The following is a 26,878-nucleotide window of genomic DNA, read 5'->3' as shown; positions in this document are numbered from 1 at the left end:
ATGCACGAAGAAAACAGCCGCTATATCATTAGCGGCTGTTTTGCGTTGTATATTTTCTCTGAACTTGAAAGAGACGGATAAGCAGGAAGATGGCTCCAAATGCTAGACCGATAATAAGGCCGATCCAATACCCTTTTGCGGCCCAATCAGTATAAGTTGCTAATATGTAGCCAAGAGGTAGACCGATTACCCAATAGGCGATCAATGTCATAATTAAGGCAACATTTACATCTTTATAACCACGAAGTGCTCCTTGTACTGGAGTTGCAATCGCATCTGAAATTTGAAATAAAATCGCGAAGATAAGAAATTCTTTTGCTAAATGGTGGACATTTGCATTTGTCGTATAAATAGAAGCAATTTCATCATCAAAGAAATAAAGAAGGATTGAATATAAAAGAGCGAAAGCAAGAGCTAATCCAATTCCGATAAATCCATATTGTTTCGCATTATTGTATCGTTTTGCTCCAACTTCAAATCCAACGGCTATCGTCATTGCCATCGCTAAGCTTAAAGGAGTCATATATAACAAGGAAGCAAAGTTCATAGCTGCTTGATGTGCTGCTATTGTTGTCGTACTAAAATTACTCATCATAAGTGTTACTGCAGCGAAAATACTCGTCTCAAAAAAGATAGCAAATCCGATAGGGACGCCAAGCTTCAGGAATTCCTTCCAGCTCGTAAAGGAAGGGCGGTATAACTGTTTAAAGATATTGAAAGAAGCGAAAGGCTCTTTCGTACGAATAATAATGACTGTAATAATTAAAATACACCAATATGTTGCTGCAGAAGCGATTGCCGCACCAACACCACCGAGTTTTGGAAAACCAAAGTGACCAAAAATTAATAAGTAATTTAATACTACGTTAATTGGTAATGATAGTAATGTGATAATCATCGTTGTTCGAGTTTTTCCTAATGCATCAATAAATCCACGTAAGACGGTGTAAGTAAATAAAGGGATAATTCCAATCGCGATAATACTTAAAAATTGTGCTGCAATACGTTCCACAGGTTCTTCTAATTGCATGCCATTTAAAATAGGTGAAACAGCGAAGAATCCGATAAGGATAACAACGAAACTAGCACAAATTGCTAAATATACTGCTTGTATGACAATGTGGGGAACGTCCTCCTTTTTCTTTGATCCAACGAGCTGTGCAACAATAGGAGTAGTAGCCATTAAAATTCCGGTTAAGCCGGTACTAACGGGAAGCCATATACTTGTTCCGATAGCAACCCCCGCTAAATCAATAGGACTTGCATGTCCTGACATTGTCGTATCAAAAAAGCTCATCGCAAATAATGACATTTGCGTTACAAAAATTGGGAAAAAGAGTAATAAAAATTGCTTTAACTTTTGTGAGAATGAAGTAGTTTCTTTCATAAAATCCCCTTTCAACGTAAAAAACAAACTCTTATTATCATACAATTTAATCAAAAAATAGAAAAGAAATAAGCGTATACAACAGATGAAATCAATAAAAAAAGGATGCACTTTGAAAAAGGATAAGGTATTATGATAAGGTGTGAAAAAATTACATATTCGTTATTAAGGAGGCACTACTTGTGGCTGATTGGTTAATTGGATTAATCATGGGTGCTGTTGAAGGTTTAACAGAGTTTTTACCAGTATCATCAACAGGACATATGATTTTAACAGGACACTTAATTGGATTTGAAGACGATAGAGCAAAAGTTTTCGAAGTTGTTATTCAGTTGGGATCGATTTTAGCAGTTGTTGTTATATTTTGGAAGCGTTTATGGTCATTAGTTGGAATAGGGAAAGTAACAGATGGACCATCGTTAAATTTATTACATATTATTATCGGGATGATCCCTGCCGGAATTCTTGGCGTATTATTCCATAGTACAATTAAAGAAGTTTTATTCGGTCCAGGACCGGTTGTTATTAGCTTAGTAGCTGGTGGTATTTTAATGATTGTTGCTGAGAAGTTTTCAAAACCAAGTACAGCAAGAACGTTAGATGAAATCACATATAAGCAAGCATTTACAATTGGAATGTTCCAATGTTTAGCACTTTGGCCAGGATTTTCTCGTTCTGGATCGACAATAAGTGGTGGTTTGTTAGCTCGCGTTTCGCATACAGCGGCAGCTGAATATACGTTCATTTTAGCGGTGCCAATGATGGTAGCTGCAAGTGGCTTAGATTTAATTAAAAGCTGGGATATATTAAGCTCGGCTGATATAACGTTATTTGCAACTGGATTTATTACAGCATTTGTTGTTGCGTTGCTTGCAATCGTTTCATTCTTAAAATTATTAGCTCGTGTAAAACTAACACCGTTCGCTTATTACCGTTTCGTTTTGGCTGCGGTATTCTATTTCTTCATTATGTAAGAATAAATTGTCAGCAATCCTCTATAGAATAGACATTTGAAAAAAAGTCTATTCTATAGGGGATTTTTTTATAGCGAGAGAAAAATGAAACTTTTACCTTCAATTACTTGTATTTCACCATGTGAAATATGTCATAATGATTTCATTATAATAATTTTAAGAAAAGCGATAGGGTATTTGAGAGGGGCAATTTAGTGAGTTTTGCAATAGAAATAGTAATTCCAGCACCAATTGATGTTGTATTTGATTATGTACACAATGACGAGAAAATACTAGAATGGAGTACCTTTATGGTAGAAAATAGGTATCCTTCAAATATAGATGTTGAAAACCCTCGTGAAGGTGACAAATATATATCTGTGCAAAAGATGGGGAAGAAAATATATGAATTTGAGGCGGAAATTTTAGAGTATGATGAACCGTATATCGTTTCAGTTGGATGTGAGATGAAGCAAGGTTATACAGCTGCAACTTATATGTTAGAAGAGGATGAAGAAGGTACATCGCTTACTTTAATCGTAGAATTTGAACCGAAGAATTTTTTATATAAGATTATGTACAAGTTGACTGGGTGGATGACACGTGGAATATACATGGGTGAAATGGAACGTTTAGCAGAGTGCGTAGATGCGGTATATTCTCAGAAAAAAGGATTATAATTTTGTTTAATAAAAAAACATGCCGAATTCGGCATGTTTTTTTATTTTACTACTTTTTCAATCATGCTTTCCATAACATGCTCCCAAAGAGAAGTATCATCAGCTAATGTAGCACGGAAATTAGCGTACATTTCTTTTTGTTTTTCCTCGAAAGTTGGATCTTCTTTTTCAGGCAGTGTAGCGCGCATTGAAGTTACTAATTCTTGTACTTTTGGAGCGCGTGGTCCCCAAACGGCTTGTTCATTTCCGTCTTTATCAATGAAAATAAAGATTGGAATGGCACGTGCTGTTCCATTTGTTAAATATTGATCCATTAATTCTAAGTTTTCATCACGAATTAATAATTTCATATCAATATTTGCAACTTCAGAAATTCGTTTCATAACAGGTACACATAAAAGAGCGTCGCCGCACCAGTCAGCTGTTAATACGATAACGCGCCAGCCATCATTTTGACGTTCTTCTAAAACTGGAAGTAATTCATTTGGAATTAAAAAGTTATTGTAAATGTGTAGTAGCTCGTATTGATTTACTTTCATTTCATTCACATATGTATCAAAGGACATGCCTTTATCAGCCCATTGTAGTAAGTTCATAAGTAACACCTCTTTAGTATGATTTGTTTTTATTGTACCAATTTTTATATAGAAAAGCTTGTATTCTTACTCTTTCTTATCACTAAATAATTTATTTAGTGTGTAAAGGAATAGTGCGACACATAATTCAGCTATGTTGTACATTTGTACACTCTCTATCCAGTCGTCGGCGGTATGTATGACAAACCAATCTAACGTAATTTCAATTATGGAGAGAAGAGAAATTGAGAGCCAATTGGGCATACTTGTCATCATTGGATGTAGGAGCACTTTAAAGAAAATGAATATAAAATATGTAATACCATCTAATAAAAGAATAAGTAAAAAAAAGAGTAGTAGAGCTGTTCTTGATGAATATTCTATACCTGTAATTTGAAAGATTCCTACATATACAAAGAATATAAATGCAAAGAATATAATGAGAATAAGAATAACAACACTAATAATAATAGTCTTATCTTTTAGACTGAGATTAGAAAGTTTGTCTTCTTCACTCATTACCTCAACTCCTTTTTCTGGAAAATCAATTTCATTGTACCATGAAATATCTATTAAAAAACTACGAATTATGGGAAAATAAGGTGACAAAAAGTAAGATTTCATGTAAAATTATTAATAAGGTTTTTATTTAACTAAATGAAATAAAAGGGGCTGTCAAAGTTGTCTCAAAATCGAGAGCAATTAATGGAAGAACTATCGACAAATGTGTTTGCTATGTTTCGCACGTTGCGTAATGATATTGGAAAAATATTTGGTGGTTACATACCGTGGAATGAGTTCATCGTCCTTAGAATATTGAATCGCACGAATAAAGAAATGGTATCACGTGTAGCGAATGAGTTAAATGTGTCAAATAGTCATATTACAGCCGTTACAGAAAAATTAATTAATAAAGGTTTTGTCACTCGTTCACGTTCTACGTCAGATCGCCGAGTTGTATATTTAGAGATTACAGAACAAGGGAAAGATTTAGTGGCGAAAATGGAAGGTGAGAAAAAGAAATATTTACAAGAAAGATTCTCTGCACTTTCAGAAGACGAAATGAATGTAATGATATCTATTTCTAAAAAACTTATTTAAATAATTAAAAGTAAGAAAACGCTTACGTAATGGCGAAGAAGGCCTTCCTTATATAGGGAAGGTCTTCTTTCGTATGTAAAAGATTATAAAAAAGAAAATATGTACCATACTACTAGTAAAGGAAGGGGGCAGAAATATGACGAATCGTAATGGTAGTAAAGGTAGCGGAAATCAAGGTTCACCGAAATCAGGGCAATTCCAGCAGGAGTTTAGTACTGAATTTGAAACAGGTAATGATAACAAAGGAAAAGAATATCGTTCGAAAAAAGGAAGCAAATCAAAAAAGGAGTGAAATAATTCACTCCTTTTTTGATTTAAGATGCTGCCGATTGGTCTGTATTATATTTTTCTTCTGATTTTGCGACAATCATTGCGCAAATTGCATCACCGGAAATATTTACAGCTGTTCTAGACATATCTAGGATGCGATCAATACCGATAATTAAAGCAATACCTTCTACTGGTAGGTTTACTTGATTTAAAACCATCGTAAGCATTACAAGTCCAACACCTGGTACACCAGCAGTGCCAATACTAGCTAGTACGGCAGTTAATACGACCATGGCTAATTGTGCTAATGTAAGTTCAACTCCGTACACTTGAGCGATAAATACAGTTGCCACACCTTGCATAATGGCAGTGCCATCCATATTAATCGTTGCACCTAGTGGTTGTACAAAAGAGCTTATCGCTTTTGGAACTCCAAGTTTTTCTTGTGCGGTTTTCATAGCAAATGGAAGAGATGCATTAGAGCTAGATGTACTAAATCCAATTGCCATTACCGGTCCGAAATGTTTAAAGAAACGAATAATACTTTCTTTTGCCAATACCTTTAATAAGCCGCCGTATACGAAGACACCGTGAATAATGAGTACCAACATAACGACAATCATATACTTGAACATCGCAGCGACGCCTGCAAGACCCATTTTACCAACGGATGAAGCGAGTAATCCAAATGTTCCGATTGGAGCTAATTTCATAACGAGATTAACAAGATACATCATTAATTCGTTGCCCTGTTCAAGTAATGAATGGATACCTTGAACTCGTTTTCCTAAAACAGCTAAACCGAGTCCGATTAATGCGGCAAAGACAATGATTTGTAACATGTTACCATCAGCCATCGCTTTTGCTGGGTTATCTGGCACGATGTTAAGTATTGTGTCGATGAAAGATGTTTCAGTTTTTGCACCTTCATACTTAAGCCCGTCTGTTTTAAAGTTACCGCCAGATCCTGGTTTGATGATAAGTGCAAATGTAACTGCAATAGAGATCGCAATGGCTGTAGTTACAAGAAAGAATGAAATTGATTTTAAGCCGATTCTTCCAAGTTGCTTCGGGTCTCCAAGCCCAGCAGCCCCAAGCACGATAGAAATGAATACAACAGGAACAACTAGCATTTTAATGAGACGAATAAACAATTGACCAAGTGGATTGAACACATATTGATTTAATGGTTCAAAAATGGATGGTGCAGCTAAATTTAAAGTGAGTCCGACAACTAAACCGAGAAATAATGCAATTAAGATTGCTTTTGTTTGTTTCAATAAAACCCCCCCCTTATTTTTGTGAAATTACTTTCTAAATTAATTGTACCGAAAAACTACCTGTTTCGACAGTATTTTCTGAATATTTTGTATAAAAATATCTATTTAAATATAGATTGCTTTTACTAAAATAAGCAAAAAAGTTAGATGATCTATTTAGAAAACAAAATAGACCATCGCATATGATGGTCTAGGGAAGGGGACAATTTATGTCAATTTAATTAGGGATGGAAGTTGTTCAAGACACTGGGGAATGTCTTATAAATTAGGGAGGAACAACTTCGATACATATACTATAAAAGGAAGATGTGACCAGGGTGTGAACATAGAGTGAAAGAGAGAGGGAGTTTTAAGTAAGAAGGTAGAGAGAATAAAAAAATAAGACCATCGCATATGAGATGGCCTAGGGAAGGGGACAATTTATGTCAATTTAATTAGGGATGGAAGCTATTCAAAGACACTGGGGAATGTCTTATAAATTAGGGAGGAACAGCTTCGATACATATACTATAAAAGATAGATGTGACCAGGGTGTGTACATAGAGTGAAAGAGAGAGGGAGTTTTAAGTAAGAAGAAAGAGAGAATAAAAAAATAAGACCATCACATATAGGATGGCCAAGGAAGGGGACAATTTATGTCAATTTAATTAGGGATGGAAAGCTGTTCAAGACACTGGGGAATGTCTTATAAATTAGGGAGGAACAGCTCCGATACGTATACTATAAAAGGAAGATGTGACCCTCGTGTGAACTTGGCGTGAAAGATATGGGAATTTGAAAAAGGGGTAAAATAGTTGTTGGTGTAAGAGTTATAGTATAAGTGGAGATATAATAGAAAATATTCTTTTGTAAAATAATAGGAATCTGAATATAAATAAAAGTTGAAATCTATGAAAAAAAGGATTATGCTCAACTATATTATGAGAATATAAGGGTTATCCCGCTACTTGTGGGCTCTTAAAGAGTCTTTATTTATGAGGGGTAAAAGCTTCACTTGATAAAGGGAGTTAGTGATATGGAAGTAGCAAAAAAACAAGGGTTGTATAATCGTTTTATACGATTAAATCCACCACAAATTTTAGCATTAGGCTTTTTTTGTTTAATTGTGGTCGGAGGATTGTTATTAAAGTTACCGTTTGCAACGAAAGTACATATTAGTTGGGTAGATGCTTTCTTCACAGCTACGTCGGCAGCGACTGTAACGGGTTTAGGCGTTGTAGATACTGCAAGTACATTTACGATGTTTGGTGAAATTGTTATTATGTTTTTAATTCAAACAGGTGGTCTCGGTCTTATGACGATAGCCATTTTAATTGTTTGGGTATTAGGTAAAAAAATTGGTTTACGTCACCGATTATTAATTGGAGAAGCATTTAATCAAACAAATATTGGTGGTCTTGTGAAATTAGTGAAACGAGTTTTTATTTTTTCTATTTGTATTGAGCTAATTGGAGTTATATTTTTATCGATTCGCTTTATTCCAGAGTTTGGATTTGGAAAAGGTTTATACTATAGTATTTTTCACGTTATTGCGTCATATAATAATGCCGGTTTTGCGCTTTGGCCAGATAATTTAACAAGATACGTAGGAGATCCTATTATTAATATTGGGATTTGTTCTTTAATTGTAATAGGAGGGCTAGGGTTTACGGTATTAATTGATATATGGTATAGCCGCAGCTTCCGAAAATTATCGCTTCACTCCAAAATCATGATTGTTGGAACGATAGCACTTAACATTATTGCAATGATTGTGATTTTCGTATTGGAATATAATAATGTGAAGACTTTGGGACAACTATCTTTAAATGAAAAGTTATGGGCTTCGTTCTTCCAAGGAATTACACCTCGTACAGCCGGTTTTAACACGATAGATTATGGCGGAATGGAAGAGTCATCGATATTATTTACGATGATATTAATGTTTATTGGTGCAGGAAGTGTATCGACAGGTGGTGGAATTAAGTTAACGACATTCGTTATTTTAATTACATCAGTTCTTTCTTTCTTTAGAAAGAAAGAGGATTTTATTTTATTTCATCGTACGATTAAAATGTCGACAGTAACGAGAGCGTTAGCAATTGTCGTTGCTAGTCAAATACTTATTTTTACAGCGGTATTTGTATTAATGCTTACAGAAGACTTCAGTTTTATTCAGTTATTATTTGAAACAATTTCAGCGTTTGGCACAGTAGGGTTAACAATGGGGATTACTGCGAAGCTATCGGCATTTGGAAAATGTATTATTATGTTTGTTATGTTTTGTGGATTAATCGGACCGCTAACACTTGTTTTCTCTTTGGCACGACCAGCGAAACAAAAAATTAAATATCCATCAGAAGATGTATTTACAGGATAAGGTATCCCGCATAAAGCGAGATACCTTTTTCTTTTTAAAAAAGAGAGAACAATAACCCGATAAGCGCCACTCGGAATAAAATCGCAATGAGTGCAGCGATACCACCTACAATGGCAGCGATACCGCCAGTTACAGTAGCCCCACGATTATATGCGTAAATACCGAGTAAAACAGACACAAGACCAAACAGTGTTGGGAATGTGAATAGCGATAAAATTGCTAAAGCAAGAGCGATAAAACCAGCAGTCGATCCAGCTGCAGATGATCTTACATCATCATTATCTTTATCATCATAGTCAATACGCTGTGGTGCAACTTCAGCTGCGTATTCTTCTTTATAGTCACTATAATCACTATCTATTCGATCTCTTTTTTTATATTCATCAAATTTCTCAGTCAAAGTAAGGACTCCTTTCATAACAAGGTTCAATAATAGTATGTTTCTCTTTACTGTTTTTATCCCGCTATTTGCGAGCGGTAAGACTTCCGCCTCAAAATTCGGCTGGAGCGAAGAAGTTAGGTGGGAGCCCTGCTGCGCGTAAACGCCCGATTGGTAAAGGCTAATAATCAGTGGGGGATGAACAAACCCCCCACTAATTAAAGTTTCACTTTATCTGAACCTGTACAGGGAGTAATATCCAATTGGAAAGTAAAAATGTTTTTTCAAAATAGGAAAACTAAGTATGACTTCCTCTATTTTGGAAAGTATAAAAAAGAATAATGAGGAAAGGGTGCAATACATAATGGAACATCCAATTGAAAATTTAATGAAAACAGCGATGACAAATTTAAAAGAGATGGTAGATGTAAATACGATTGTTGGAAGTCCAGTTTCAACAGCTGACGGAAATGTAGTATTAACAGTGTCTCAAGTGGCTTTCGGTTTTGGTGCCGGCGGAAGTGACTTTAAAGGTGATTTTATTTCCGAAAAACATAATAACGGACAAGGACAGCATAAAGAGAACAAGCAAAGTCATCCATTCGGAGGCGGAAGCGGGGCTGGGGTTTCTATTAGCCCAGTTGCTTTTTTAGTAGTTGGTTCTAACGGTGTGCAAGTATTGCATCTCAATAGTAGTACACATTTAATTGAAAAAGCTTTAAATACTGTACCAAGCACTGTAGATAAATTTGTAAATGGTCGCCACAAGTGAACTTGCATTTTTTAGGAATTATGATATATTAGAAAAAGTGCGCTTTAGGATGATCGGAATAATTGAACTGTAAATATATATGATGTGTGGAATAAGGGAGAGGAATTTATGATTAATATCAAAAACTTAGTAGTTGGCTTATTTATGTTAGTAAGCGGTTTTGTTGTATATGTAATAAAAGAAAAAGCTCCATTCTAAAACAGACAAACCGTTAATGTCTGTTTTTAATTTGTAAAAAATGTTGACAAGTTATTGTATTGGTGTTAAAATTTTAATTCGTGTCTCGGTTAAAGCTAGTGTAAAGTAAATAAATCTTATGAATATAATACGAAAAGTTTGCGAAAGATCGGGTAGTCTTACCAACAACTTTTGTGAACAAACCCTATAAATTGTATATGTAAGCTTTATATGTATACTAGTGAATCAAGGAGCGGTCAGTGGAACCGTAATGGTGAGAGAGAGGTAGGGCTTTCATCCAGTATATGTTACTTTCCCGTTAGGTGAATATAAAAAAGAGGGCTCCTTTTGAAAAGGAGCCCTCTTTCTATAGATAAATTGAAACTATAATCAGTGAGACCATTCCCGTTAAATGTTAGCTCACAAATCATGTGATAAAAATGATTAAGCGCGGTTTTCAACTTGCTGACAAATTTCATCTGTTGTTAAACCATGTGCTGTAATTACAGATCCTTTTATCGATGTATCTGCAATGCCCATTATATTAGAATCTTGCCCAGTTACAACACAACAATCACAACCTTGTGCATCACTTTCAGAGTTAAGTGAAACCACTTCATGCCCTTGTTGCTGAAGGGCTTGTTGAACATCAGTTAAAGAGTTCTCAACACCAATTCTAGCCATAATTTTCACCTCCTACCATCTAGTTGCTAGTATGCTCAAGTTCATAGCATATATTTATGAAAGATGGTAGGAAGAGAATATTTGTTTAGTCGTTATATACACCAGTAAGCATTTGACTTACGAATTGATCGTTTAAAGTATCTTGGGCGGAAGAAGTATTTGAATGAATGTCGATTGAAGCTGTATAGTTGTTATGTTTCTTGCTATGTGGTTCTACTTCAACGTAATTATCGAATTTACAAAAACCTTTCGTATCCATTAGGTCAAATAGTTGAAGCATTTCTACTACCTCTTGTCTCGTTCCTTTAATTTGTACACACGCCATATTGATTTCCTCCTTCATTTTGACAAATTGTTTTTTAAAAATAGGATTATGATTACGAAATGAAAAATATGAATGTTATTTTTAGACAGCGTTATTTTTATTATTTTCCCCCTTTTTCAGCAAAAGTCGTTGTATATTCCCAAATTTATAAAAACGGACGTCCGTTTATTGAATACAATAGATTCGTATCAATTGACAAAAATCCTTCTTTTAAACAAATATTTTTTTTAGTAGAAATTGGCGAAAAAAATTTTTTGACTTTTTGTAAACGTTAACAATGTTGTTAAATCAATATAAATAAAGATGTACGTACGATTAAAAATTAAAAATTTTCTAAAAATTCACTTGATTTATTTAGAAAGGAGAGTAAACTAGGAAACAATAAAAAACTCATAGAACATAGGGGGCGCTTTCCAGTGAACGAGCAATGGATTTTCTTAAATGGAGAATTTGTTCCAAAAGACGAAGCAAAAGTTTCAGTATATGATCATGGCTATTTATATGGCGATGGAGTGTTCGAAGGGATTAGGGTGTATAGCGGTAATGTTTTCCGTTTGAGAGAGCATCTTGTCCGATTATATGAATCAGCGAAATCCATCATGTTAGAAATTCCATATACGTTAGAAGAAGCAACGAAGATCGTTGTTGAAACGATTCGACATAATAAACTATCTAATGGATATATCCGCCTAGTCGTGTCAAGAGGACCAGGGAATCTTGGATTAGATCCCGATTCTTGTCCGAAACCAAATGTAGTAGTAATTGCAGAACAACTATCTTTATTCCCACAAGAATATTATGAAAAAGGGATTCCAATTATAACAGTTGCAACGCGTCGTAATCGCCCAGATGTTTTGTCGCCTCAAGTAAAATCTTTAAATTACTTAAATAATATTTTAGTTCGCATTGAAGCGAAATTAGCTGGAGTACAAGAAGCACTTATGCTAAATGATCAAGGGTATGTAGCTGAAGGCTCTGGAGATAACGTATTTATTGTAAAAGGAAATAAATTAATTACACCGCCAAGTTCTGCTGGGGCGTTAGAAGGTATTACAAGAAATGCGATTTTAGAAATCGGTGAAAAGCTTGGATATGACGTAAGAGAAGAATTATTTACAAGGCACGATGTATATGTAGCTGATGAAGTGTTTTTAACAGGAACAGCTGCTGAAGTCATTGCTGTTACGACAGTAGATGGTAGAACGATTGGTTTAGGAAAAACAGGTCCACATACGAATCGTCTATTAGAAGAATTTCGTAAATTAGTTGTAAAAGATGGTGAGAAAATTTACGAAGAAAATAAAGTTGGATAATAATCCTTTATGACATGATAAAACGTTGATAGGGAGGAGTAGTTGATTGTGAAGCCTCACAGAGAGTCGGTGGTTGCTGAAAACCGATGGTTCACGTCGACGAACATCGCCCTTGAGTGCTAAGCTGAAGCATTTGTCTAGGCTTAGACGGTAGCTCCGTTATTAGCTAGACTCATCCCGAGTCACTGAGGCAAGAGTATTCTTGCAAAGAAGGGTGGTACCGCGAAATCTTTCGTCCCTTCAGCACATAGCTGGAGTGTGGACGTAGGATTTTTTTATTTTATAAAGGGTATAAAAAGGGGGCTTATAAGAAAAATGTCTTCAAAAACAGAAGAGAAACTGGCAACTGGTGCACAGCTATTGTTAGAAGCGCTAGAAAAGGAAAGGGTAGAAGTGATTTTCGGTTATCCGGGTGGTGCTGTTTTACCTCTATATGATGCGCTTTATGATTGTGAGATTCCGCATATTTTAACGCGGCATGAACAAGGTGCAATTCATGCGGCTGAAGGATATGCAAGAATTACAGGAAATCCAGGAGTTGTCATTGCAACAAGCGGGCCTGGTGCTACAAATGTTATTACTGGTCTAGCTGACGCGATGATTGATTCATTGCCACTTGTTGTATTTACAGGGCAAGTAGCAACGACGTTAATCGGGAGTGATGCTTTCCAAGAAGCTGATATTATGGGGCTTACGATGCCGGTGACAAAACATAATTATCAAGTACGAAAAGCATCGGATTTACCCCGAATTATTAAAGAAGCATTTCATATCGCTAGAACAGGAAGGCCAGGCCCAGTCGTAATTGACCTTCCGAAAGATATGGTAGTAGAGAAAGGCGAGCGATGTAGTGATGTACAAATGGATTTACCAGGATACCAGCCTAATTACGAACCGAATCTACTACAAATAAACAAATTATTACAAGCGATTGCGACTTCAAAAAAACCGTTGATTTTAGCTGGAGCAGGTGTATTACATGCAAAGGCATCGAAAGAATTAACAAGATTTGCTCGTAAATATGAAATCCCTGTTGTGCATACATTACTTGGTCTTGGTGGTTTTCCACCAGATGATAAATTATTTCTTGGGATGGGAGGAATGCACGGTTCTTACACGGCTAATATGGCGTTATATGAATGTGATCTACTTATAAATATAGGAGCAAGATTTGACGATCGTCTTACTGGAAATTTAGCTTATTTTGCTAAAGGGGCGACTGTTGCGCATATCGATATTGATCCAGCAGAAATCGGAAAAAATGTGCCGACTGAAATTCCTATTGTTGCAAGTGCTAAGCAAGCGTTGGAAGTATTACTTCAACCGGAAGGAAGGAAAGAAAATCATCATGAATGGATCACTTTATTAAAGAGTAGAAAAGAACAGTATCCATTCTCTTATAAACGAAGCTCTGAAAGTATTAAGCCTCAATACGCAATTGATATGTTATATGAAATTACGAAGGGAGAAGCGATTGTAACGACAGATGTTGGGCAACATCAAATGTGGGCAGCTCAATATTATCCGCTGAAAAATCCAGATAAATGGGTAACTTCTGGAGGCTTAGGAACAATGGGCTTCGGATTTCCAGCAGCAATTGGTGCACAAATTGCAAAGCCAGAGGAATTAGTTATTGCCATTGTCGGTGATGCGGGATTTCAAATGACCCTGCAAGAACTAAGTGTATTAAAAGAACATTCTTTACCAGTTAAAGTGTTTATTTTAAATAATGAAGCTTTAGGAATGGTAAGACAATGGCAAGATGAATTTTATAATCAAAGATATTCACATTCCTTATTGCCATGTCAACCAGATTTTGTTGCTCTTGCGAATGCGTATGGCATAAAAGGTGTTCGTATTGATGATCCACTTCTTGCAAAGAAGCAATTACAACATGTGATTGAGTTACAAGAGCCAGTCGTAATTGATTGCCGCGTACTTCAATCTGAAAAGGTTATGCCGATGGTTGCTCCAGGAAAAGGGGTTCACCAAATGGAGGGAGTGGAGAAAAGGTGAAGAGAATTGTTACAGCGACAGTTCGAAATCAAAGCGGTGTGTTAAATCGAATTACAGGCGTTATGACACGTAGACATTTTAATATTGAAAGTATTTCAGTAGGGCATACGGAATCGTCGGATATTTCAAGGATGACGATTGTTGTACATGTTGAAAGTGAACAGCAGGTTGAACAGTTAATTAAACAACTGCATAAGCAAATCGATGTCCTAAAAGTATCTGATATTACAGAAGAAGCAATGATTGCTAGAGAACTTGCGCTTATTAAAGTGGCAACCTCAAGTGTAACAAGAGCAGAATTATATAGTTTAATTGAACCGTTCCGAGCCGCTGTAATAGATGTTGGGAAGGATTCCATAGTGGTGCAAGTAACAGGTACCCAGGAGAAAGTAGAAGCGTTAATTGAATTACTTCGTCCATACGGTTTGAAAGAAATTGCTAGAACAGGTGTAACAGCATTTACGCGTAGTATGAAAAAACAAGATAAACAAGTGATGTTAATTCAATAATTATTTAAATATAGGGGGAAATGAAAATGGCAAAAGTTTATTATGAAAAAGACGTGACGGTAAATGTATTAAAGGAAAAGAAAGTAGCAATTATCGGATATGGATCGCAAGGCCATGCGCATGCGCAAAACTTACGTGATAACGGATTTGATGTAGTAGTTGGACTGAGAAAAGGAAAGTCATGGGAAAAGGCGAAAGAAGATGGATTTTCTGTATATACAGTAGCGGAAGCTGCCAAAAAAGCGGATGTAGTAATGATTCTACTACCGGATGAACTACAGCCAGAAGTATATGAAGCTGAAATTGCACCAAACTTACAAGGCGGGAATTCTCTTGTATTCGCACATGGCTTTAATGTTCACTTTGATCAAGTAAAACCGCCAGCTAATGTAGATGTATTTCTAGTAGCGCCGAAAGGTCCGGGGCATCTAGTGCGCCGTACATTTGCTGAGGGCGGGGCTGTTCCTGCATTATTTGCAGTCTATCAAGATGCAACAGGAGTTGCGACTGAAAAGGCACTTTCTTATGCAGATGGAATTGGAGCGACGAGAGCTGGTGTATTAGAAACGACGTTTAAAGAAGAAACAGAAACAGATTTATTTGGAGAGCAAGCTGTGCTTTGCGGCGGAGTAACTGCACTAGTAAAAGCTGGATTTGAAACGTTAGTTGATGCAGGATATCAACCTGAACTTGCATATTTTGAGTGTTTACATGAATTGAAACTCATTGTTGATCTTATGTACGAAGGTGGACTTGAAAATATGAGATATTCAGTTTCAGATACAGCGCAGTGGGGAGACTTCGTATCAGGACCACGCGTTGTTACTGAAGATACGAAGAAAGCGATGGGAGAAGTGTTAGCAGAAATTCAAGATGGTACATTTGCAAGAGGTTGGATTGCAGAGCATAAAGCAGGAAGACCAAATTTCCAGGCGACAAATGAGAAAGAAAATGAACATGAAATCGAAGTAGTTGGACGTAAATTACGTGAAATGATGCCTTTCGTACAGCCACGAGTAAAGGTAGGGATTAAATAATATGAAGCAGATTTTGTTCATGGATACGACGCTTCGTGATGGCGAACAATCACCAGGAGTTAATTTAAATGAACAAGAGAAATTACAGATTGCAAGGCAACTAGAGAGACTTGGTATTAATGTAATGGAAGCGGGATTCGCAGCAGCTTCTGAAGGTGATTTTCAATCGGTAAAACGTATCGCAAATACCATTCAAAATGCTACGGTTATGAGTTTAGCTAGAGCGAAAGAAAGTGATATTCGAAGAGCCTATGAAGCTGTGAAAGGCGCTGTCTCTCCTCGTTTACACGTATTTTTAGCTACAAGTGACATTCATATGAAATATAAGCTTTGTATGTCAAAAGAAGATGTATTAGATAGCATACATCGCTCGGTTACGCTCGGGAAATCATTATTTCCGACAGTGCAATTTTCAGCAGAAGATGCGACAAGAACATCGAGAGCATTTTTAGCTGAAGCAGTAGAAGTAGCGATTCGTGCAGGAGCGAATGTAATCAATATTCCTGATACAGTTGGATATACGAATCCAGAAGAATATTATTCTCTTTTTAAATACTTACAAGAATCCGTTCCTTCGTATGAAAAAACAATTTTCTCTTGTCACTGTCACGATGATCTTGGGATGGCGGTAGCGAATTCGTTAGCTGCAGTTGAAGGCGGAGCGTTACAAGTAGAAGGAACGATTAATGGGATTGGAGAAAGAGCGGGGAATGCAGCTCTAGAAGAGGTCGCAGTTGCTCTTCATATTAGAAAAGATTTCTATGAAGCAGAGTCTTCTATGACGTTAAAAGAAATTAAAGCGACAAGTACATTAGTAAGTCGTTTAACAGGTATGGTTGTACCAAAAAATAAAGCGATTGTTGGAGCAAATGCATTTGCTCATGAATCAGGTATTCATCAAGACGGTGTTTTAAAAGAAGTGACGACATATGAAATTATTGAACCGGCGCTTATAGGTGAATCTCAAAATCTATTTGTACTTGGAAAACATTCTGGTCGTCACGCATTTACGGAAAAAATGAAAGAACTAGGCTATGAATTTACAAAAGAAGAACGAGATGCGGTGTTTGAAGCATTTAAAAAATTGGCTGATCGTAAAAAGGAAATTACAGAAGAAGATTTACGCGCGCTTATGCTGGGCGAAGCAGCATTTTCGGCACAACAATATAGTATTACGCAATTACAAGTACATTTCGTATCCAATAGTACGCAGTGTGCAACAGTTGTACTAAAAGATGAGGAAGGAAATATGTATGAAGATGCAGCAACTGGTTCTGGAAGTATAGAAGCAATCTATAATGCAATTCAAAGAATTTTAGGATTAGAATGTGACTTAGCGGATTATCGCATACAATCTATTACACAAGGTCAAGACGCACTGGCTCATGTTCATGTTGAATTAAAAGAAGGCACGCATCAAGTATCAGGTTTTGGCGTTGCGCAAGACGTATTGGAAGCATCGGCGAGAGCTTATGTCCATGCAGCAGGGAAATTAAAATCTCTTATAGCGCTTGTGAAATAAGTGTTTGATAGGTGAGAGAAGCTTTCCTCACCTATCAAATTAAAGTTCTGAAAATTCAGTTAAAAAGGAGTGTTGAAATTGGAAAAACGTATCGTTTGCTTAGCTGGTGATGGTGTTGGTCCGGAAATTATGGAAAGTGCGAAGGAAGTATTGCATATGGTAGAGAGGCTATATGGACATCATTTTCATTTACAAGATGAGTACTTTGGCGGGAGTGCTATCGACTTAACCGGGCAACCATTACCACAACGAACACTTGCCGCTTGTTTAGCAAGTGATGCGGTTTTACTTGGAGCGGTTGGTGGTCCACGGTGGGATGGTGCGAAAGAAAGGCCAGAGAAAGGATTATTAGCTTTAAGAAAAGGACTTGGTGTATTTGCGAATGTTCGACCTGTAACGGTAGAAAGCGCAACTGCACATTTATCGCCATTAAAAAACGCTGATGAAATTGATTTCGTTGTTGTTCGTGAATTAACAGGCGGTATTTATTTTTCTTATCCGAAAGAACGAACGGATGAAGTAGCAACCGATACACTTACGTATCATCGTCATGAAATTGAACGTATCGTTTCGTATGCTTTTCAATTAGCGAGCAAACGGAAGAAAAAAGTTACATCTATTGATAAGGCAAATGTTTTAGAGTCTAGTAAACTATGGAGAACTGTTACGGAAGAAGTAGCCCTTCGCTATCCAAATGTTGAATTAGAGCATATTTTAGTCGATGCAGCCGCTATGGAATTAATTCGTAATCCAGGTCGATTTGACGTTATCGTAACAGAAAATTTATTTGGTGATATTTTAAGTGACGAGGCTTCTGTATTAGCAGGATCGTTAGGAATGCTTCCATCAGCAAGCCATGCGGAAAATGGTCCTTCATTATATGAGCCTATTCACGGATCAGCACCGGATATTGCGGGGAGAAATAAGGCGAACCCAATCGCAATGTTGCGTTCTGTTGCAATGATGCTTGGGCAATCATTTGGATTAACGAGAGAAGGGTATGCAATTGAATCCGCAATATCTGCAGTTCTTCAATCTGGAAAATATACAGCAGATATTGGGGGAAATGAGACGACAACTTCATTTACGAAGGCAGTTATACAAGAGATGGAAGAGCAAGCACTAGTAGGGAGAGGACGATAATGGGAAAAAGATTACTAGATAAGCTTTGGGAGAGACATGTAGTTGCGACAAACGAAAATGGATTGGATTTATTATATATCGATCTTCATCTCGTTCATGAAGTAACGTCACCGCAAGCCTTTGAAGGCTTGCGGCTTACAAATAGAACTGTTCGGAGACCAGAATTAACATTTGCAACGATGGATCATAATATTCCAACGAAAGATGTTTGGAATATTACGGATCGTATTGCGAAGCAGCAATTGGATACACTTCGTGAGAACTGCAAACAATTTCAAGTGTCATTAGCTGATATTGGTGATGAAGAGCAAGGGATTGTTCATGTTATCGGACCAGAACTTGGACTCACACAGCCAGGAAAAACAATTGTTTGCGGTGATAGTCATACAGCAACCCACGGTGCTTTCGGAGCGCTAGCATTTGGTATTGGTACGAGTGAAGTGGAACACGTATTGGCAACTCAAACGTTATGGCAACGAAAACCGAAAGCGATGGGTATTGAATTAAAAGGAAAGTTACAGAAAGGTGTGTATGCAAAAGATATTATTTTACATCTCCTTTCAAAGTACGGCGTAGCAGTTGGAACCGGATATGTAATGGAATTTTACGGTGAGACGATTCAAGCTATGGAGATGGAAGAGAGAATGACACTTTGCAATATGGCAATTGAAGGAGGAGCGAAGGCTGGTATCATTGCACCAGATGAAAAAACATTTTCTTATGTAAAAGGTCGTAAATATGCACCGAAAGACTATGGAAGTTTTACGGAAATATGGTCGGAGCTTTATACAGATTCAGATGCAATTTATGATTTACATATTTCGATAGATGTTACGGATTTAGCACCGTATGTTACTTGGGGAACAAATCCTAGTATGGGTGTTCGCATTGATGAAAAATTACCAGAAAAGCATGATGAAAATGATGAAAGAGCATTTTCGTATATGGGATTGAGTCCTGGACAAAGCACTTTTGAAATTCCAGTTCAGCATGTTTTCATTGGATCTTGTACAAATTCCAGGCTATCTGATTTAGAAATTGCCGCATCTGTTGTAAAAGGGAGAAAGGTAAAAGATGGTGTGCGAGCACTTGTTGTGCCTGGGTCTAAAAAGGTAAGAGAAGCTGCGATGCAAAAAGGACTACATCACATATTTGAAGAAGCTGGATTTGAATGGAGAGAACCCGGATGTTCAATGTGTCTTGGAATGAATCCAGATCAAGTACCTGAAGGAGAACATTGTGCATCTACTTCAAATCGTAATTTTGAAGGAAGACAAGGAAAAGGAGCACGAACGCATTTAGTTAGCCCGGCAATGGCAGCGGCGGCTGCGTTATATGGGCATTTTGTTGATATTAGAAAGGAGAGTTACGATGGAGCCATTTCGTATTCATAAAGGTACTGCCGCAGTACTTATGAATGATAACATTGATACAGATCAAATTATTCCGAAGCAATATTTAAAGAGAATTGAAAGGACGGGATTTGGACAGTATTTATTTGATGAGTGGCGCTACGATAATGAGCGTCATGAAAATCCTAATTTCCCTCTTAATGCACAAGAACGAAAAGGAGCAAGTATATTAATTACAGGTGATAATTTTGGATGTGGTTCTTCAAGAGAACATGCTCCGTGGGCACTTGCTGATTATGGTTTCCGCGTTATTATCGCCGGAGGATTTGCAGATATTTTTTATATGAATTGTATGAAGAATGGTATGTTACCGATTGTAATGGATAAAGAAACTCGTGAACAACTTGCCAAAACGGATGCGAGAGATCAAATGGAAGTCGATTTAGAGAATGAAGTAATTACTACGAATACGCACAGGTTTCATTTTACAATCGAGAAAATGTGGAAAGAAAAATTATTAAATGGTCTAGACGAAATTAGTATTACGATGCAATATGAACAAGAAATTGGAGAGTATGAAAGGAATTTAGCTTTATATTAAGAAATAACGGAATTTTTAAAATGTATTTACATTCAGAATTAAGTATTATATACTATGTAAAAATCAGAGGAGAAAGGGAGTAAGTATTATGAATATCGTGCAATCTATTAAAATGCTTACACAACTACATCATCATACATAAAACCCTTGAACCTAGCGTGAAAACGTGTAGGCACAAGGGTTATTCCCGTTGTACCTACACTCTACTAAAGAGCCTTGTAGGTATTTTGTCTACAAGGCTCTTTTTATTTTCGGTTTAGGTGAATGAAATAGGCATACATTAGAAAGGGAAAGGTGTGAGAATTTAGATGACAAAATGGAAACGGGCAAACCCAAATGGAACGAGGGACTATTTATTCGAAGAATGTACGTTAATTGAAGAAGTAGAACAGAAATTAAGGCGTACTTTTTTAGAGCGAGGTTATGAAGAAATAAGGACACCGACAATAGAATTTTATGATGTTTTTGCATTTCAAAACAGGCCGATAGATGAGGAAAAGATGTATAAATTTTTTGATGAAAAAGGACGGATTATCGTGTTACGCCCAGATATGACAATTCCTTTAGCGAGAGTGATGGGAACGCAGAGGTGGGATACTCCACTTAAACTGACGTATAGCGGGAATGTATTTCGGGCGAATGAGTCCCATTCTGGAAAATATAATGAAATCGTACAAAGTGGTATTGAAATTATCGGGATTGATAATGTAAGAGCTGAAATTGAATGCGTAATAAGTGTTATTCAGGCACTTCAAAAGTTAAAGGTGCAATCTTTTACAATTGAGATTGGGCAAGTACAGTTATATAAATGTATTGTAAAAAAACTCTCCATTCGTGATGAAGAAGAGAGTGTGCTTAGAACATATATTGAAAGTAAAAATTATGCTGCTCTATCAAATTTTATTAGAGAAAAGAAATTAGATCGATGTGATGAAACAGTAAGATTACTTGAGAAATTGCCAAGGCTATTTGGAAATTTAGAAGTTATTGAGGAAGCGGAAAAGCTCGCCTCAAGTAATGAAATGAAAATGGCGATTGCCAGAGTGAAAGAAATATATGAAGCAATTGAAAAACTAGGATATGGATCTTACATCTCAATTGATTTAGGTATGATTCAACATTTGGATTATTATACAGGTGTTATTTTCAAAGGGTATATATATGAAATTGGAGAAGAAATTGTTAGTGGAGGAAGATATGATGAGTTAATTGGGAATTTTGGAGAGATGCTGCCGGCTGTTGGACTCGCGGTGCAAGTCAATCAAATTGTGAAGGCGCTGCAAGAGCAGCAAGAACCATATGAACGAAAGAAAATAGATATTATGATTCATTATGAGTTAAATAGATTAGCAGAAGCGGAAAGATTACGAAATTTACTTCAAAAGGACGGGAAAAAAGTAGAGCTATCTTTATTCCCTAATTTAAACGAGACCTTTCAATTTGCCAGAAAAAATAAAATAGTAACGGTCGTAGAGGCAAAGAACGAATCATTAGTGGAATATGTATGGAAAGAGAAATGGGTATTCCAGAAAGAAGGAGAAACTTCATGCGTAACATTCAAATTGCGTTAACGAAAGGAAGATTAGAGAAGCATGTGATTCCGTTGTTTGAGCAGATTGGAATTGATTGTTCGGAGCTCAAAAATAAAGGACGAAAGCTTGTCTTTCAAAGTAGAAATACAGATATCTCATTTATTTTAGTGAAAGCAGTAGATGTTGCTACTTATGTAGAACATGGAGTAGCTGATATTGGGGTCGTTGGAAAAGATATTTTAATGGAAAACGAGAAAGATATTTATGAAATGTTGGATTTAGGAGTAGGTGTGTGTAAGTTTTGTGTTGCTTCTATTCCTACTTATAATCCGAAGAGCTACCGGAAGAAACGCATTGCTACGAAATATCCACATATTACTTCTAACTATTTTCATGATAAAGGGGAGGATGTAGAGATTATAAAAATAGAAGGTTCTGTAGAAATCGCTCCTATTCTTGGATTGGCAGATGCGATTGTTGATATTGTTGAAACAGGAAAAACATTACAAGAAAATGGACTCATTGTATTTGAGGAAATGTGTTCTATATCTGCTCGAATGATTGTAAATAAGGCTGCATTAAAAACTAAAAAAGACGAAATATTCGGTATTATAAATATGATGGAGCAAGAAATTTTGTCAGGAAAATAGGGGGACTTGTAATGGAGATAGTTTGTGAAGATTTTCAAAAGGCGTTATCGAAAATAAAATTGCTACGTGAAAACGCTAATATAATAGAAGAAACTGTTCAAAGAAGTGTAAGCGAAATCGTTCAAAATGTAAGGGAGAGTAAAGATGAGGCTGTATCTTTCTATACAAAAAAGTTCGATGGTGTGGAGGTTAAAGAGTTTCTTGTAAGTGAGGAAGAAATAAAACAAGCGCGTAGGTTTGTAGAGAATTCATTTTTAGATGCGTTAAAAGAGGCAAAGAAAAATATTATCTCGTATCATGAAAAGCAAAAAAGACAATCGATGTTCGATTGCACGAGTGAGGGCATCATTAGAGGACAAATCATTCGGCCTTTAGAAAATGTAGGGGTATATGTGCCTGGCGGAACTGCTTCGTATCCTTCGTCAGTGTTGATGAATGTATTGCCAGCAAAAATCGCAGGCGTGAAAAAAATTGTAATGGTGACACCACCAAGGCAAGGAGGAATTGATCCACATATTTTAGTTGCTGCAAGCCTTGCAGGAGTAGATGAAATTTATGCGATAGGTGGTGCGCAAGCAATTGCTGCTTTAGCATACGGGACGGAATCGATTCCGAAAGTGGATAAAATAGTTGGACCAGGAAATTTGTACGTCGCTCTAGCGAAACGAGAAGTATACGGAATAGTAAATATCGATATGATTGCTGGACCATCAGAAATTGTAGTTATCGCTGATGAAACAGGAAATGCAAAATATATCGCTGCTGATTTATTATCACAAGCAGAGCATGACGTAAGAGCTACAGCGATTTGCATTACAACGAGTATAGAGTTAGCGAAAGAAGTAGAAAGAGAGATAGAAAGACAGCTAGCGACATTACCAAGAAGTGAAATCGCACGTGAATCGATAAATAGAAATGGAGCCATCTTTATCGTTCCTTCTTTAGAGGAGGCACTAAAGTTATCGAATGAAATCGCTCCAGAACATTTAGAGTTACATATAAAAGAGCCGATGAATACTCTAGCGTATGTGAAACATGCAGGATCTATCTTTCTTGGACCATATGCACCGGAACCGCTCGGTGATTATTTAGCAGGACCGAATCATGTGTTACCGACAAGTGGAACGGCAAGGTTTTTCTCACCGTTATCAGTCGATGATTTCGTGAAAAAATCAAGCTTTCTATCTTATACGGAGGAAGCGTTAAGAGATGTACAACATCATATTGTAGAACTTGCAAATAAAGAAGGGTTACATGCGCATGCGAGAGCAATTCAAATAAGATTTGAGGAGGAAGAATAATGCGTGAGTCCAGTCAAATACGTGAGACGACAGAAACAAAAATAAAATTAAGTTTGCAGCTCGATGAAAGCAAAAATGTTTCTGTGCAAACGGGAGTTGGATTCTTTGATCATATGTTAACTTTATTTGCAAGGCATGGAAGATTCGGTTTGCAAGTGGAGGCGGAAGGCGATGTATTCGTTGATGCGCATCATACAGTTGAAGATGTTGGAATTGTACTCGGAACTTGCTTGAAAGAAGCGTTGCAAAATAAAGAGGGGATTAACAGGTACGGCTCAGCATATGTACCGATGGATGAGTCTTTAGGTTTTGTCGCAATTGATATAAGCGGACGCTCATATATTGTATTTCAAGGAGAATTAACAAATCCGAAGCTTGGAGATTTTGACACAGAATTAACGGAAGAATTTTTTAGAGCAGTTGCTCATGCTGCCAATATTACATTACATGCTCGCATCTTATACGGAAGCAATACACATCACAAAATTGAAGCATTATTTAAAGCGTTTGGTAGAGCGCTTAGAGAAGCAGTCGAAAGAAATGCCAACATTACTGGTGTAAATTCAACGAAAGGGATGTTGTAATTGATTGCCATTATAGATTATGGAATGGGAAATATTCGTAGTGTAGAACAAGCATTAAAATATATTGGAGCAGAGTACATTGTAACGAGTGATAAAGAAGAGATTTTTAGAAGTGATGGAGTGATTTTACCAGGAGTAGGCGCATTTCCGAAAGCAATGGACGTTTTAGAAGAAAAAGATTTAGTATGTGTGCTAAAAGAAGTTGGGAGTTCAGGAAAACCGCTTCTAGGCATTTGCTTAGGAATGCAGCTTTTATTTGAAAAAAGTGAGGAACTACAAGACTGTAACGGATTAAATTTATTGCCAGGTATCATTAGAAAGTTAAAAGTTCCTTATAAAATTCCACATATGGGGTGGAATGAGTTAAAGAAAGAGGGAGAAATATCGCTTTGGAATGGAGTAGAGGACGGTTCTTTCGTATATTATGTCCACTCTTATTATGCAGATTGTCCAAATGAAATTGTGTATGGGGCAAGTGAGTATGGAGTGCAAGTACCTGGTTTTGTAGCAAAAGGAAATATATACGGCGCACAGTTTCATCCTGAAAAAAGTGGTGACATTGGAATGCAAATGTTGAAAAATTTCAAAGGGGTGGTAGAAGCATGGAAATCTTCCCAGCTATCGATTTAAAAGAAGGTCGATGCGTTAGACTTTATCAAGGGGAATTTAGTAAAGAAACAGTAATGAATGAAGACCCGGTTGCGCAAGCGATCATATTTGAAAAGTTTGGAGCGAAAATACTACACATTGTTGATTTAGATGGTGCAATTGCTGGGGAGTCAGTAAATTTGCCCGTAATTGAAAGGATATGCAGGGCGGTACGTATTCCTGTGCAAGTTGGAGGAGGAGTTCGATCACTTGCGGCAGTAGAGAAGTTATTGTTAGTCGGTGTAGAAAAAGTAATTTTAGGAACAGCAGCTCTTTATGATAAGGTATTTTTAGAAGAAGCAGTTCGTCTATACAAAGAGAAAATCATAGTTGGAATTGACGCAAAAAATGGTTTTGTAGCAACGAGAGGCTGGCTTGATATGTCTGAAATTTCTTACATTGATTTAGCGAAGCAAATGGAGAATGTAGGTGTTCAAACGATTGTGTTTACAGACATTTCGAAAGACGGGACACTTGCAGGGCCGAATTTTGAGCAATTGGAGTTACTACAAAAAAGCGTGGGCATTCGTCTTATTGCTTCTGGAGGAGTGGCATCTATTCAAGATGTGAAAAAATTAAATGATATGAATATATACGGCGTCATAATTGGGAAGGCGCTTTACGAGAAAACGATTGATTTAGAAGAAGTGCTAGAGGTAACAAAGTTATGTTAGCGAAACGCATTATTCCATGTCTAGATGTGAAAGAGGGGCGAGTCGTAAAGGGCGTAAATTTTATAGGGTTACAAGACGTCGGTGATCCTGTTGAAATAGCTGCTTTATATAATGATGCGGGAGCAGATGAAATTGTATTTTTAGATATTACTGCAACGCATGAAGGACGAAAAACGATTATAGATGTTGTAGAAAAAACAGCTTCAAAAGTATTTATCCCTCTTACAGTTGGCGGAGGGATTTCAAGTGTTAAAGATATGTACAATTTACTAAGAGCTGGAGCAGATAAAGTTTCAATAAACTCAGCGGCAGTGAGAAATCCGAAGTTAGTCCAGGAAGGTGCAGAACATTTTGGCTCACAATGTATTGTTGTAGCAATTGATGCTAGAAAAGTAGAGGAAGATAAATGGAATGTATACGTGAACGGCGGAAGAGTCGATACAGGGATGGATGCAATCGAATGGGCAAAGCGCGTTGTCCAGCTAGGGGCAGGTGAAATTTTACTGACGAGTATGGATGCAGATGGAACAAAAAATGGATATGAACTTCGGTTAACAGAAGCAATTTCAAAAAATGTTTCCGTCCCAGTTATCGCATCTGGAGGATGTGGTCATGCGGATCACATTATAGAAGTCTTTCAAAAGACAACTGTTGACGCAGCATTAGCAGCATCCATCTTTCATTATGGCGAGGCGACAGTGCAGGACGTAAAGAGAAAACTAAGAGACGCAAACGTTGAGGTGCGGTTATGAAACCTAACTTTTCAAAAGGATTATTACCAGCAGTTGTAATTGAAGAAGGTACGAAAGAAGTTTTAATGCTAGCTTATATGAATAAAGAAGCGTATGAAAGAACGCTAGAAACGAAAAAAACATGGTTTTATTCCCGCTCGAGACAATCGTTATGGAATAAAGGAGAAACATCAGGTAATCTCCAATATGTTCAGTCACTTTATTTAGACTGTGATCAAGATTCAATCGTTGTTGTCGTAAAGCAAATAGGGCCTGCTTGCCATACGGGAGAAAAAACGTGTTTTCACTATAAAATTATATAG

At 36.8% G+C, this 26,878-nt stretch carries 31 protein-coding genes and 1 other annotated feature; of the genes, 24 read left to right on the top strand and 7 right to left on the bottom strand.

Annotated features, from left to right (window positions below):
- Window positions 1-28: 28 nt before the first annotated feature.
- Entirely contained in the window at window positions 29-1,387 is a 1,359-nt protein-coding gene (locus BAU23_RS19455) for an MATE family efflux transporter (RefSeq protein WP_000665540.1), read from the bottom strand.
- 182 nt (window positions 1,388-1,569) lie between these two features.
- Here BAU23_RS19455 and uppP point away from each other — a divergent pair, with 182 nt between their 5' ends.
- Window positions 1,570-2,361, top strand: coding sequence for a bacitracin resistance undecaprenyl-diphosphatase (gene uppP, locus BAU23_RS19450; RefSeq protein WP_000796259.1), 792 nt, complete (start codon window positions 1,570-1,572; stop codon window positions 2,359-2,361).
- A 194-nt stretch (window positions 2,362-2,555) separates the two neighbouring features.
- Window positions 2,556-3,020 carry an SRPBCC family protein gene (locus BAU23_RS19445; RefSeq protein ID WP_000006431.1) on the top strand — a complete coding sequence of 155 codons (465 nt, stop codon included), beginning with the start codon at window positions 2,556-2,558 and terminating at the stop codon, window positions 3,018-3,020.
- A 41-nt stretch (window positions 3,021-3,061) separates the two neighbouring features.
- On the opposite strand, the gene BAU23_RS19440 is transcribed toward BAU23_RS19445, so the two are convergent.
- A complete protein-coding gene (locus BAU23_RS19440) occupies window positions 3,062-3,649 on the bottom strand; it encodes a thioredoxin family protein (protein WP_116733308.1) in 588 nt (195 codons plus the stop codon).
- Window positions 3,650-3,682: 33 nt separating this feature from the next.
- Window positions 3,683-4,114: a regulatory YrvL family protein gene (locus BAU23_RS19435; RefSeq protein WP_001287961.1), complete on the bottom strand. Its 432-nt coding sequence runs from the start codon at window positions 4,112-4,114 to the stop codon at window positions 3,683-3,685.
- 162 nt (window positions 4,115-4,276) lie between these two features.
- On the opposite strand from BAU23_RS19435, the gene BAU23_RS19430 reads away from it, so the two are divergent.
- Together BAU23_RS19430 and BAU23_RS19425 are read left to right on the top strand one after the other, a co-directional pair.
- Complete coding sequence (locus tag BAU23_RS19430) at window positions 4,277-4,696, top strand: MarR family winged helix-turn-helix transcriptional regulator (protein ID WP_000081440.1); 420 nt, start codon at window positions 4,277-4,279, stop codon at window positions 4,694-4,696.
- 136 nt (window positions 4,697-4,832) lie between these two features.
- Window positions 4,833-4,988: a hypothetical protein gene (locus BAU23_RS19425; protein WP_000184933.1), complete on the top strand. Its 156-nt coding sequence runs from the start codon at window positions 4,833-4,835 to the stop codon at window positions 4,986-4,988.
- A 22-nt stretch (window positions 4,989-5,010) separates the two neighbouring features.
- Here the strand turns inward: BAU23_RS19425 and BAU23_RS19420 are convergent, their stop codons facing one another.
- Entirely contained in the window at window positions 5,011-6,246 is a 1,236-nt protein-coding gene (locus BAU23_RS19420) for a dicarboxylate/amino acid:cation symporter (protein ID WP_000814814.1), read from the bottom strand.
- Between the two features lie 1,015 nt (window positions 6,247-7,261).
- Between BAU23_RS19420 and BAU23_RS19415 the strand changes: the two genes are divergently transcribed.
- Window positions 7,262-8,605 carry a TrkH family potassium uptake protein gene (locus BAU23_RS19415; protein ID WP_071735037.1) on the top strand — a complete coding sequence of 448 codons (1,344 nt, stop codon included), beginning with the start codon at window positions 7,262-7,264 and terminating at the stop codon, window positions 8,603-8,605.
- A 34-nt stretch (window positions 8,606-8,639) separates the two neighbouring features.
- On the opposite strand, the gene BAU23_RS19410 is transcribed toward BAU23_RS19415, so the two are convergent.
- A complete protein-coding gene (locus tag BAU23_RS19410; RefSeq protein ID WP_000136552.1) occupies window positions 8,640-9,005 on the bottom strand; it encodes a hypothetical protein in 366 nt (121 codons plus the stop codon).
- Between the two features lie 283 nt (window positions 9,006-9,288).
- Here BAU23_RS19410 and ytfJ point away from each other — a divergent pair, with 283 nt between their 5' ends.
- Complete coding sequence (ytfJ, locus tag BAU23_RS19405; protein ID WP_002075130.1) at window positions 9,289-9,756, top strand: GerW family sporulation protein; 468 nt, start codon at window positions 9,289-9,291, stop codon at window positions 9,754-9,756.
- A 108-nt stretch (window positions 9,757-9,864) separates the two neighbouring features.
- The gene (locus BAU23_RS19400; RefSeq protein ID WP_000608227.1) at window positions 9,865-9,954 is read left to right on the top strand and encodes a hypothetical protein; all 90 of its coding nucleotides are present in this window, start codon (window positions 9,865-9,867) and stop codon (window positions 9,952-9,954) included.
- 423 nt (window positions 9,955-10,377) lie between these two features.
- Here the strand turns inward: BAU23_RS19400 and BAU23_RS19395 are convergent, their stop codons facing one another.
- Both BAU23_RS19395 and BAU23_RS19390 read right to left on the bottom strand, forming a co-directional pair.
- Window positions 10,378-10,617 carry a YkuS family protein gene (locus BAU23_RS19395; protein WP_000101008.1) on the bottom strand — a complete coding sequence of 80 codons (240 nt, stop codon included), beginning with the start codon at window positions 10,615-10,617 and terminating at the stop codon, window positions 10,378-10,380.
- Window positions 10,618-10,702: 85 nt separating this feature from the next.
- The gene (locus BAU23_RS19390) at window positions 10,703-10,942 is read right to left on the bottom strand and encodes a DUF3911 family protein (RefSeq protein ID WP_000752501.1); all 240 of its coding nucleotides are present in this window, start codon (window positions 10,940-10,942) and stop codon (window positions 10,703-10,705) included.
- 59 nt (window positions 10,943-11,001) lie between these two features.
- Here BAU23_RS19390 and BAU23_RS30960 point away from each other — a divergent pair, with 59 nt between their 5' ends.
- The 17 genes from BAU23_RS30960 (at window position 11,002) to hisI (ending at window position 26,878) form a co-directional block, all read left to right on the top strand.
- Window positions 11,002-11,217 (top strand): hypothetical protein, encoded by a 216-nt coding sequence (locus BAU23_RS30960; RefSeq protein ID WP_071735036.1) that lies wholly within the window; start codon window positions 11,002-11,004, stop codon window positions 11,215-11,217.
- 141 nt (window positions 11,218-11,358) lie between these two features.
- A complete protein-coding gene (gene ilvE, locus BAU23_RS19380) occupies window positions 11,359-12,255 on the top strand; it encodes a branched-chain-amino-acid transaminase (RefSeq protein ID WP_001005500.1) in 897 nt (298 codons plus the stop codon).
- A 16-nt stretch (window positions 12,256-12,271) separates the two neighbouring features.
- Window positions 12,272-12,498, top strand: a binding site (T-box leader).
- Between the two features lie 72 nt (window positions 12,499-12,570).
- Window positions 12,571-14,271, top strand: a complete 1,701-nt coding sequence (ilvB, locus tag BAU23_RS19375) for an acetolactate synthase large subunit (RefSeq protein ID WP_071735035.1) — start codon at window positions 12,571-12,573, stop codon at window positions 14,269-14,271.
- A complete protein-coding gene (gene ilvN / locus BAU23_RS19370; protein WP_000822951.1) occupies window positions 14,268-14,780 on the top strand; it encodes an acetolactate synthase small subunit in 513 nt (170 codons plus the stop codon). Before ilvB ends, ilvN begins: the two co-directional genes overlap by 4 nt.
- Before the next feature lie 26 nt (window positions 14,781-14,806).
- Entirely contained in the window at window positions 14,807-15,817 is a 1,011-nt protein-coding gene (gene ilvC, locus BAU23_RS19365) for a ketol-acid reductoisomerase (RefSeq protein ID WP_001151746.1), read from the top strand.
- Window position 15,818: 1 nt separating this feature from the next.
- Window positions 15,819-17,339: a 2-isopropylmalate synthase gene (gene leuA / locus BAU23_RS19360; RefSeq protein ID WP_000809609.1), complete on the top strand. Its 1,521-nt coding sequence runs from the start codon at window positions 15,819-15,821 to the stop codon at window positions 17,337-17,339.
- A 78-nt stretch (window positions 17,340-17,417) separates the two neighbouring features.
- Window positions 17,418-18,482 carry a 3-isopropylmalate dehydrogenase gene (gene leuB / locus BAU23_RS19355; protein WP_071735034.1) on the top strand — a complete coding sequence of 355 codons (1,065 nt, stop codon included), beginning with the start codon at window positions 17,418-17,420 and terminating at the stop codon, window positions 18,480-18,482.
- Entirely contained in the window at window positions 18,482-19,876 is a 1,395-nt protein-coding gene (gene leuC, locus BAU23_RS19350) for a 3-isopropylmalate dehydratase large subunit (protein ID WP_071735033.1), read from the top strand. The genes leuB and leuC overlap by 1 nt, the downstream gene beginning before the upstream one ends.
- Window positions 19,854-20,435, top strand: a complete 582-nt coding sequence (leuD, locus tag BAU23_RS19345) for a 3-isopropylmalate dehydratase small subunit (RefSeq protein WP_000433209.1) — start codon at window positions 19,854-19,856, stop codon at window positions 20,433-20,435. Before leuC ends, leuD begins: the two co-directional genes overlap by 23 nt.
- 308 nt (window positions 20,436-20,743) lie before the next feature.
- Window positions 20,744-22,006, top strand: a complete 1,263-nt coding sequence (gene hisZ, locus BAU23_RS19340) for an ATP phosphoribosyltransferase regulatory subunit (protein WP_000170310.1) — start codon at window positions 20,744-20,746, stop codon at window positions 22,004-22,006.
- Window positions 21,982-22,617, top strand: a complete 636-nt coding sequence (gene hisG, locus BAU23_RS19335) for an ATP phosphoribosyltransferase (RefSeq protein ID WP_001244495.1) — start codon at window positions 21,982-21,984, stop codon at window positions 22,615-22,617. The genes hisZ and hisG overlap by 25 nt, the downstream gene beginning before the upstream one ends.
- An 11-nt stretch (window positions 22,618-22,628) precedes the next feature.
- Window positions 22,629-23,918, top strand: coding sequence for a histidinol dehydrogenase (gene hisD, locus BAU23_RS19330; protein WP_000406986.1), 1,290 nt, complete (start codon window positions 22,629-22,631; stop codon window positions 23,916-23,918).
- A complete protein-coding gene (hisB, locus tag BAU23_RS19325; protein ID WP_001209300.1) occupies window positions 23,918-24,502 on the top strand; it encodes an imidazoleglycerol-phosphate dehydratase HisB in 585 nt (194 codons plus the stop codon). The genes hisD and hisB overlap by 1 nt, the downstream gene beginning before the upstream one ends.
- Window positions 24,503-25,132: an imidazole glycerol phosphate synthase subunit HisH gene (hisH, locus tag BAU23_RS19320; RefSeq protein ID WP_071735032.1), complete on the top strand. Its 630-nt coding sequence runs from the start codon at window positions 24,503-24,505 to the stop codon at window positions 25,130-25,132.
- A complete protein-coding gene (gene hisA, locus BAU23_RS19315; RefSeq protein ID WP_071735031.1) occupies window positions 25,105-25,824 on the top strand; it encodes a 1-(5-phosphoribosyl)-5-[(5-phosphoribosylamino)methylideneamino]imidazole-4-carboxamide isomerase in 720 nt (239 codons plus the stop codon). Before hisH ends, hisA begins: the two co-directional genes overlap by 28 nt.
- Window positions 25,818-26,576, top strand: a complete 759-nt coding sequence (gene hisF, locus BAU23_RS19310) for an imidazoleglycerol phosphate synthase cyclase subunit (protein WP_071735030.1) — start codon at window positions 25,818-25,820, stop codon at window positions 26,574-26,576. Before hisA ends, hisF begins: the two co-directional genes overlap by 7 nt.
- Complete coding sequence (gene hisI, locus BAU23_RS19305) at window positions 26,573-26,878, top strand: phosphoribosyl-AMP cyclohydrolase (protein WP_000803983.1); 306 nt, start codon at window positions 26,573-26,575, stop codon at window positions 26,876-26,878. The genes hisF and hisI overlap by 4 nt, the downstream gene beginning before the upstream one ends.

Origin of the sequence: Bacillus nitratireducens (assembly GCF_001884135.1) — a bacterium.
GTDB classification, from domain to species: domain Bacteria; phylum Bacillota; class Bacilli; order Bacillales; family Bacillaceae_G; genus Bacillus_A; species Bacillus_A nitratireducens.
The sequence above is the reverse complement of the archived record's forward strand: the minus strand, read 5'-3'. Positions and strand labels throughout refer to the sequence as shown.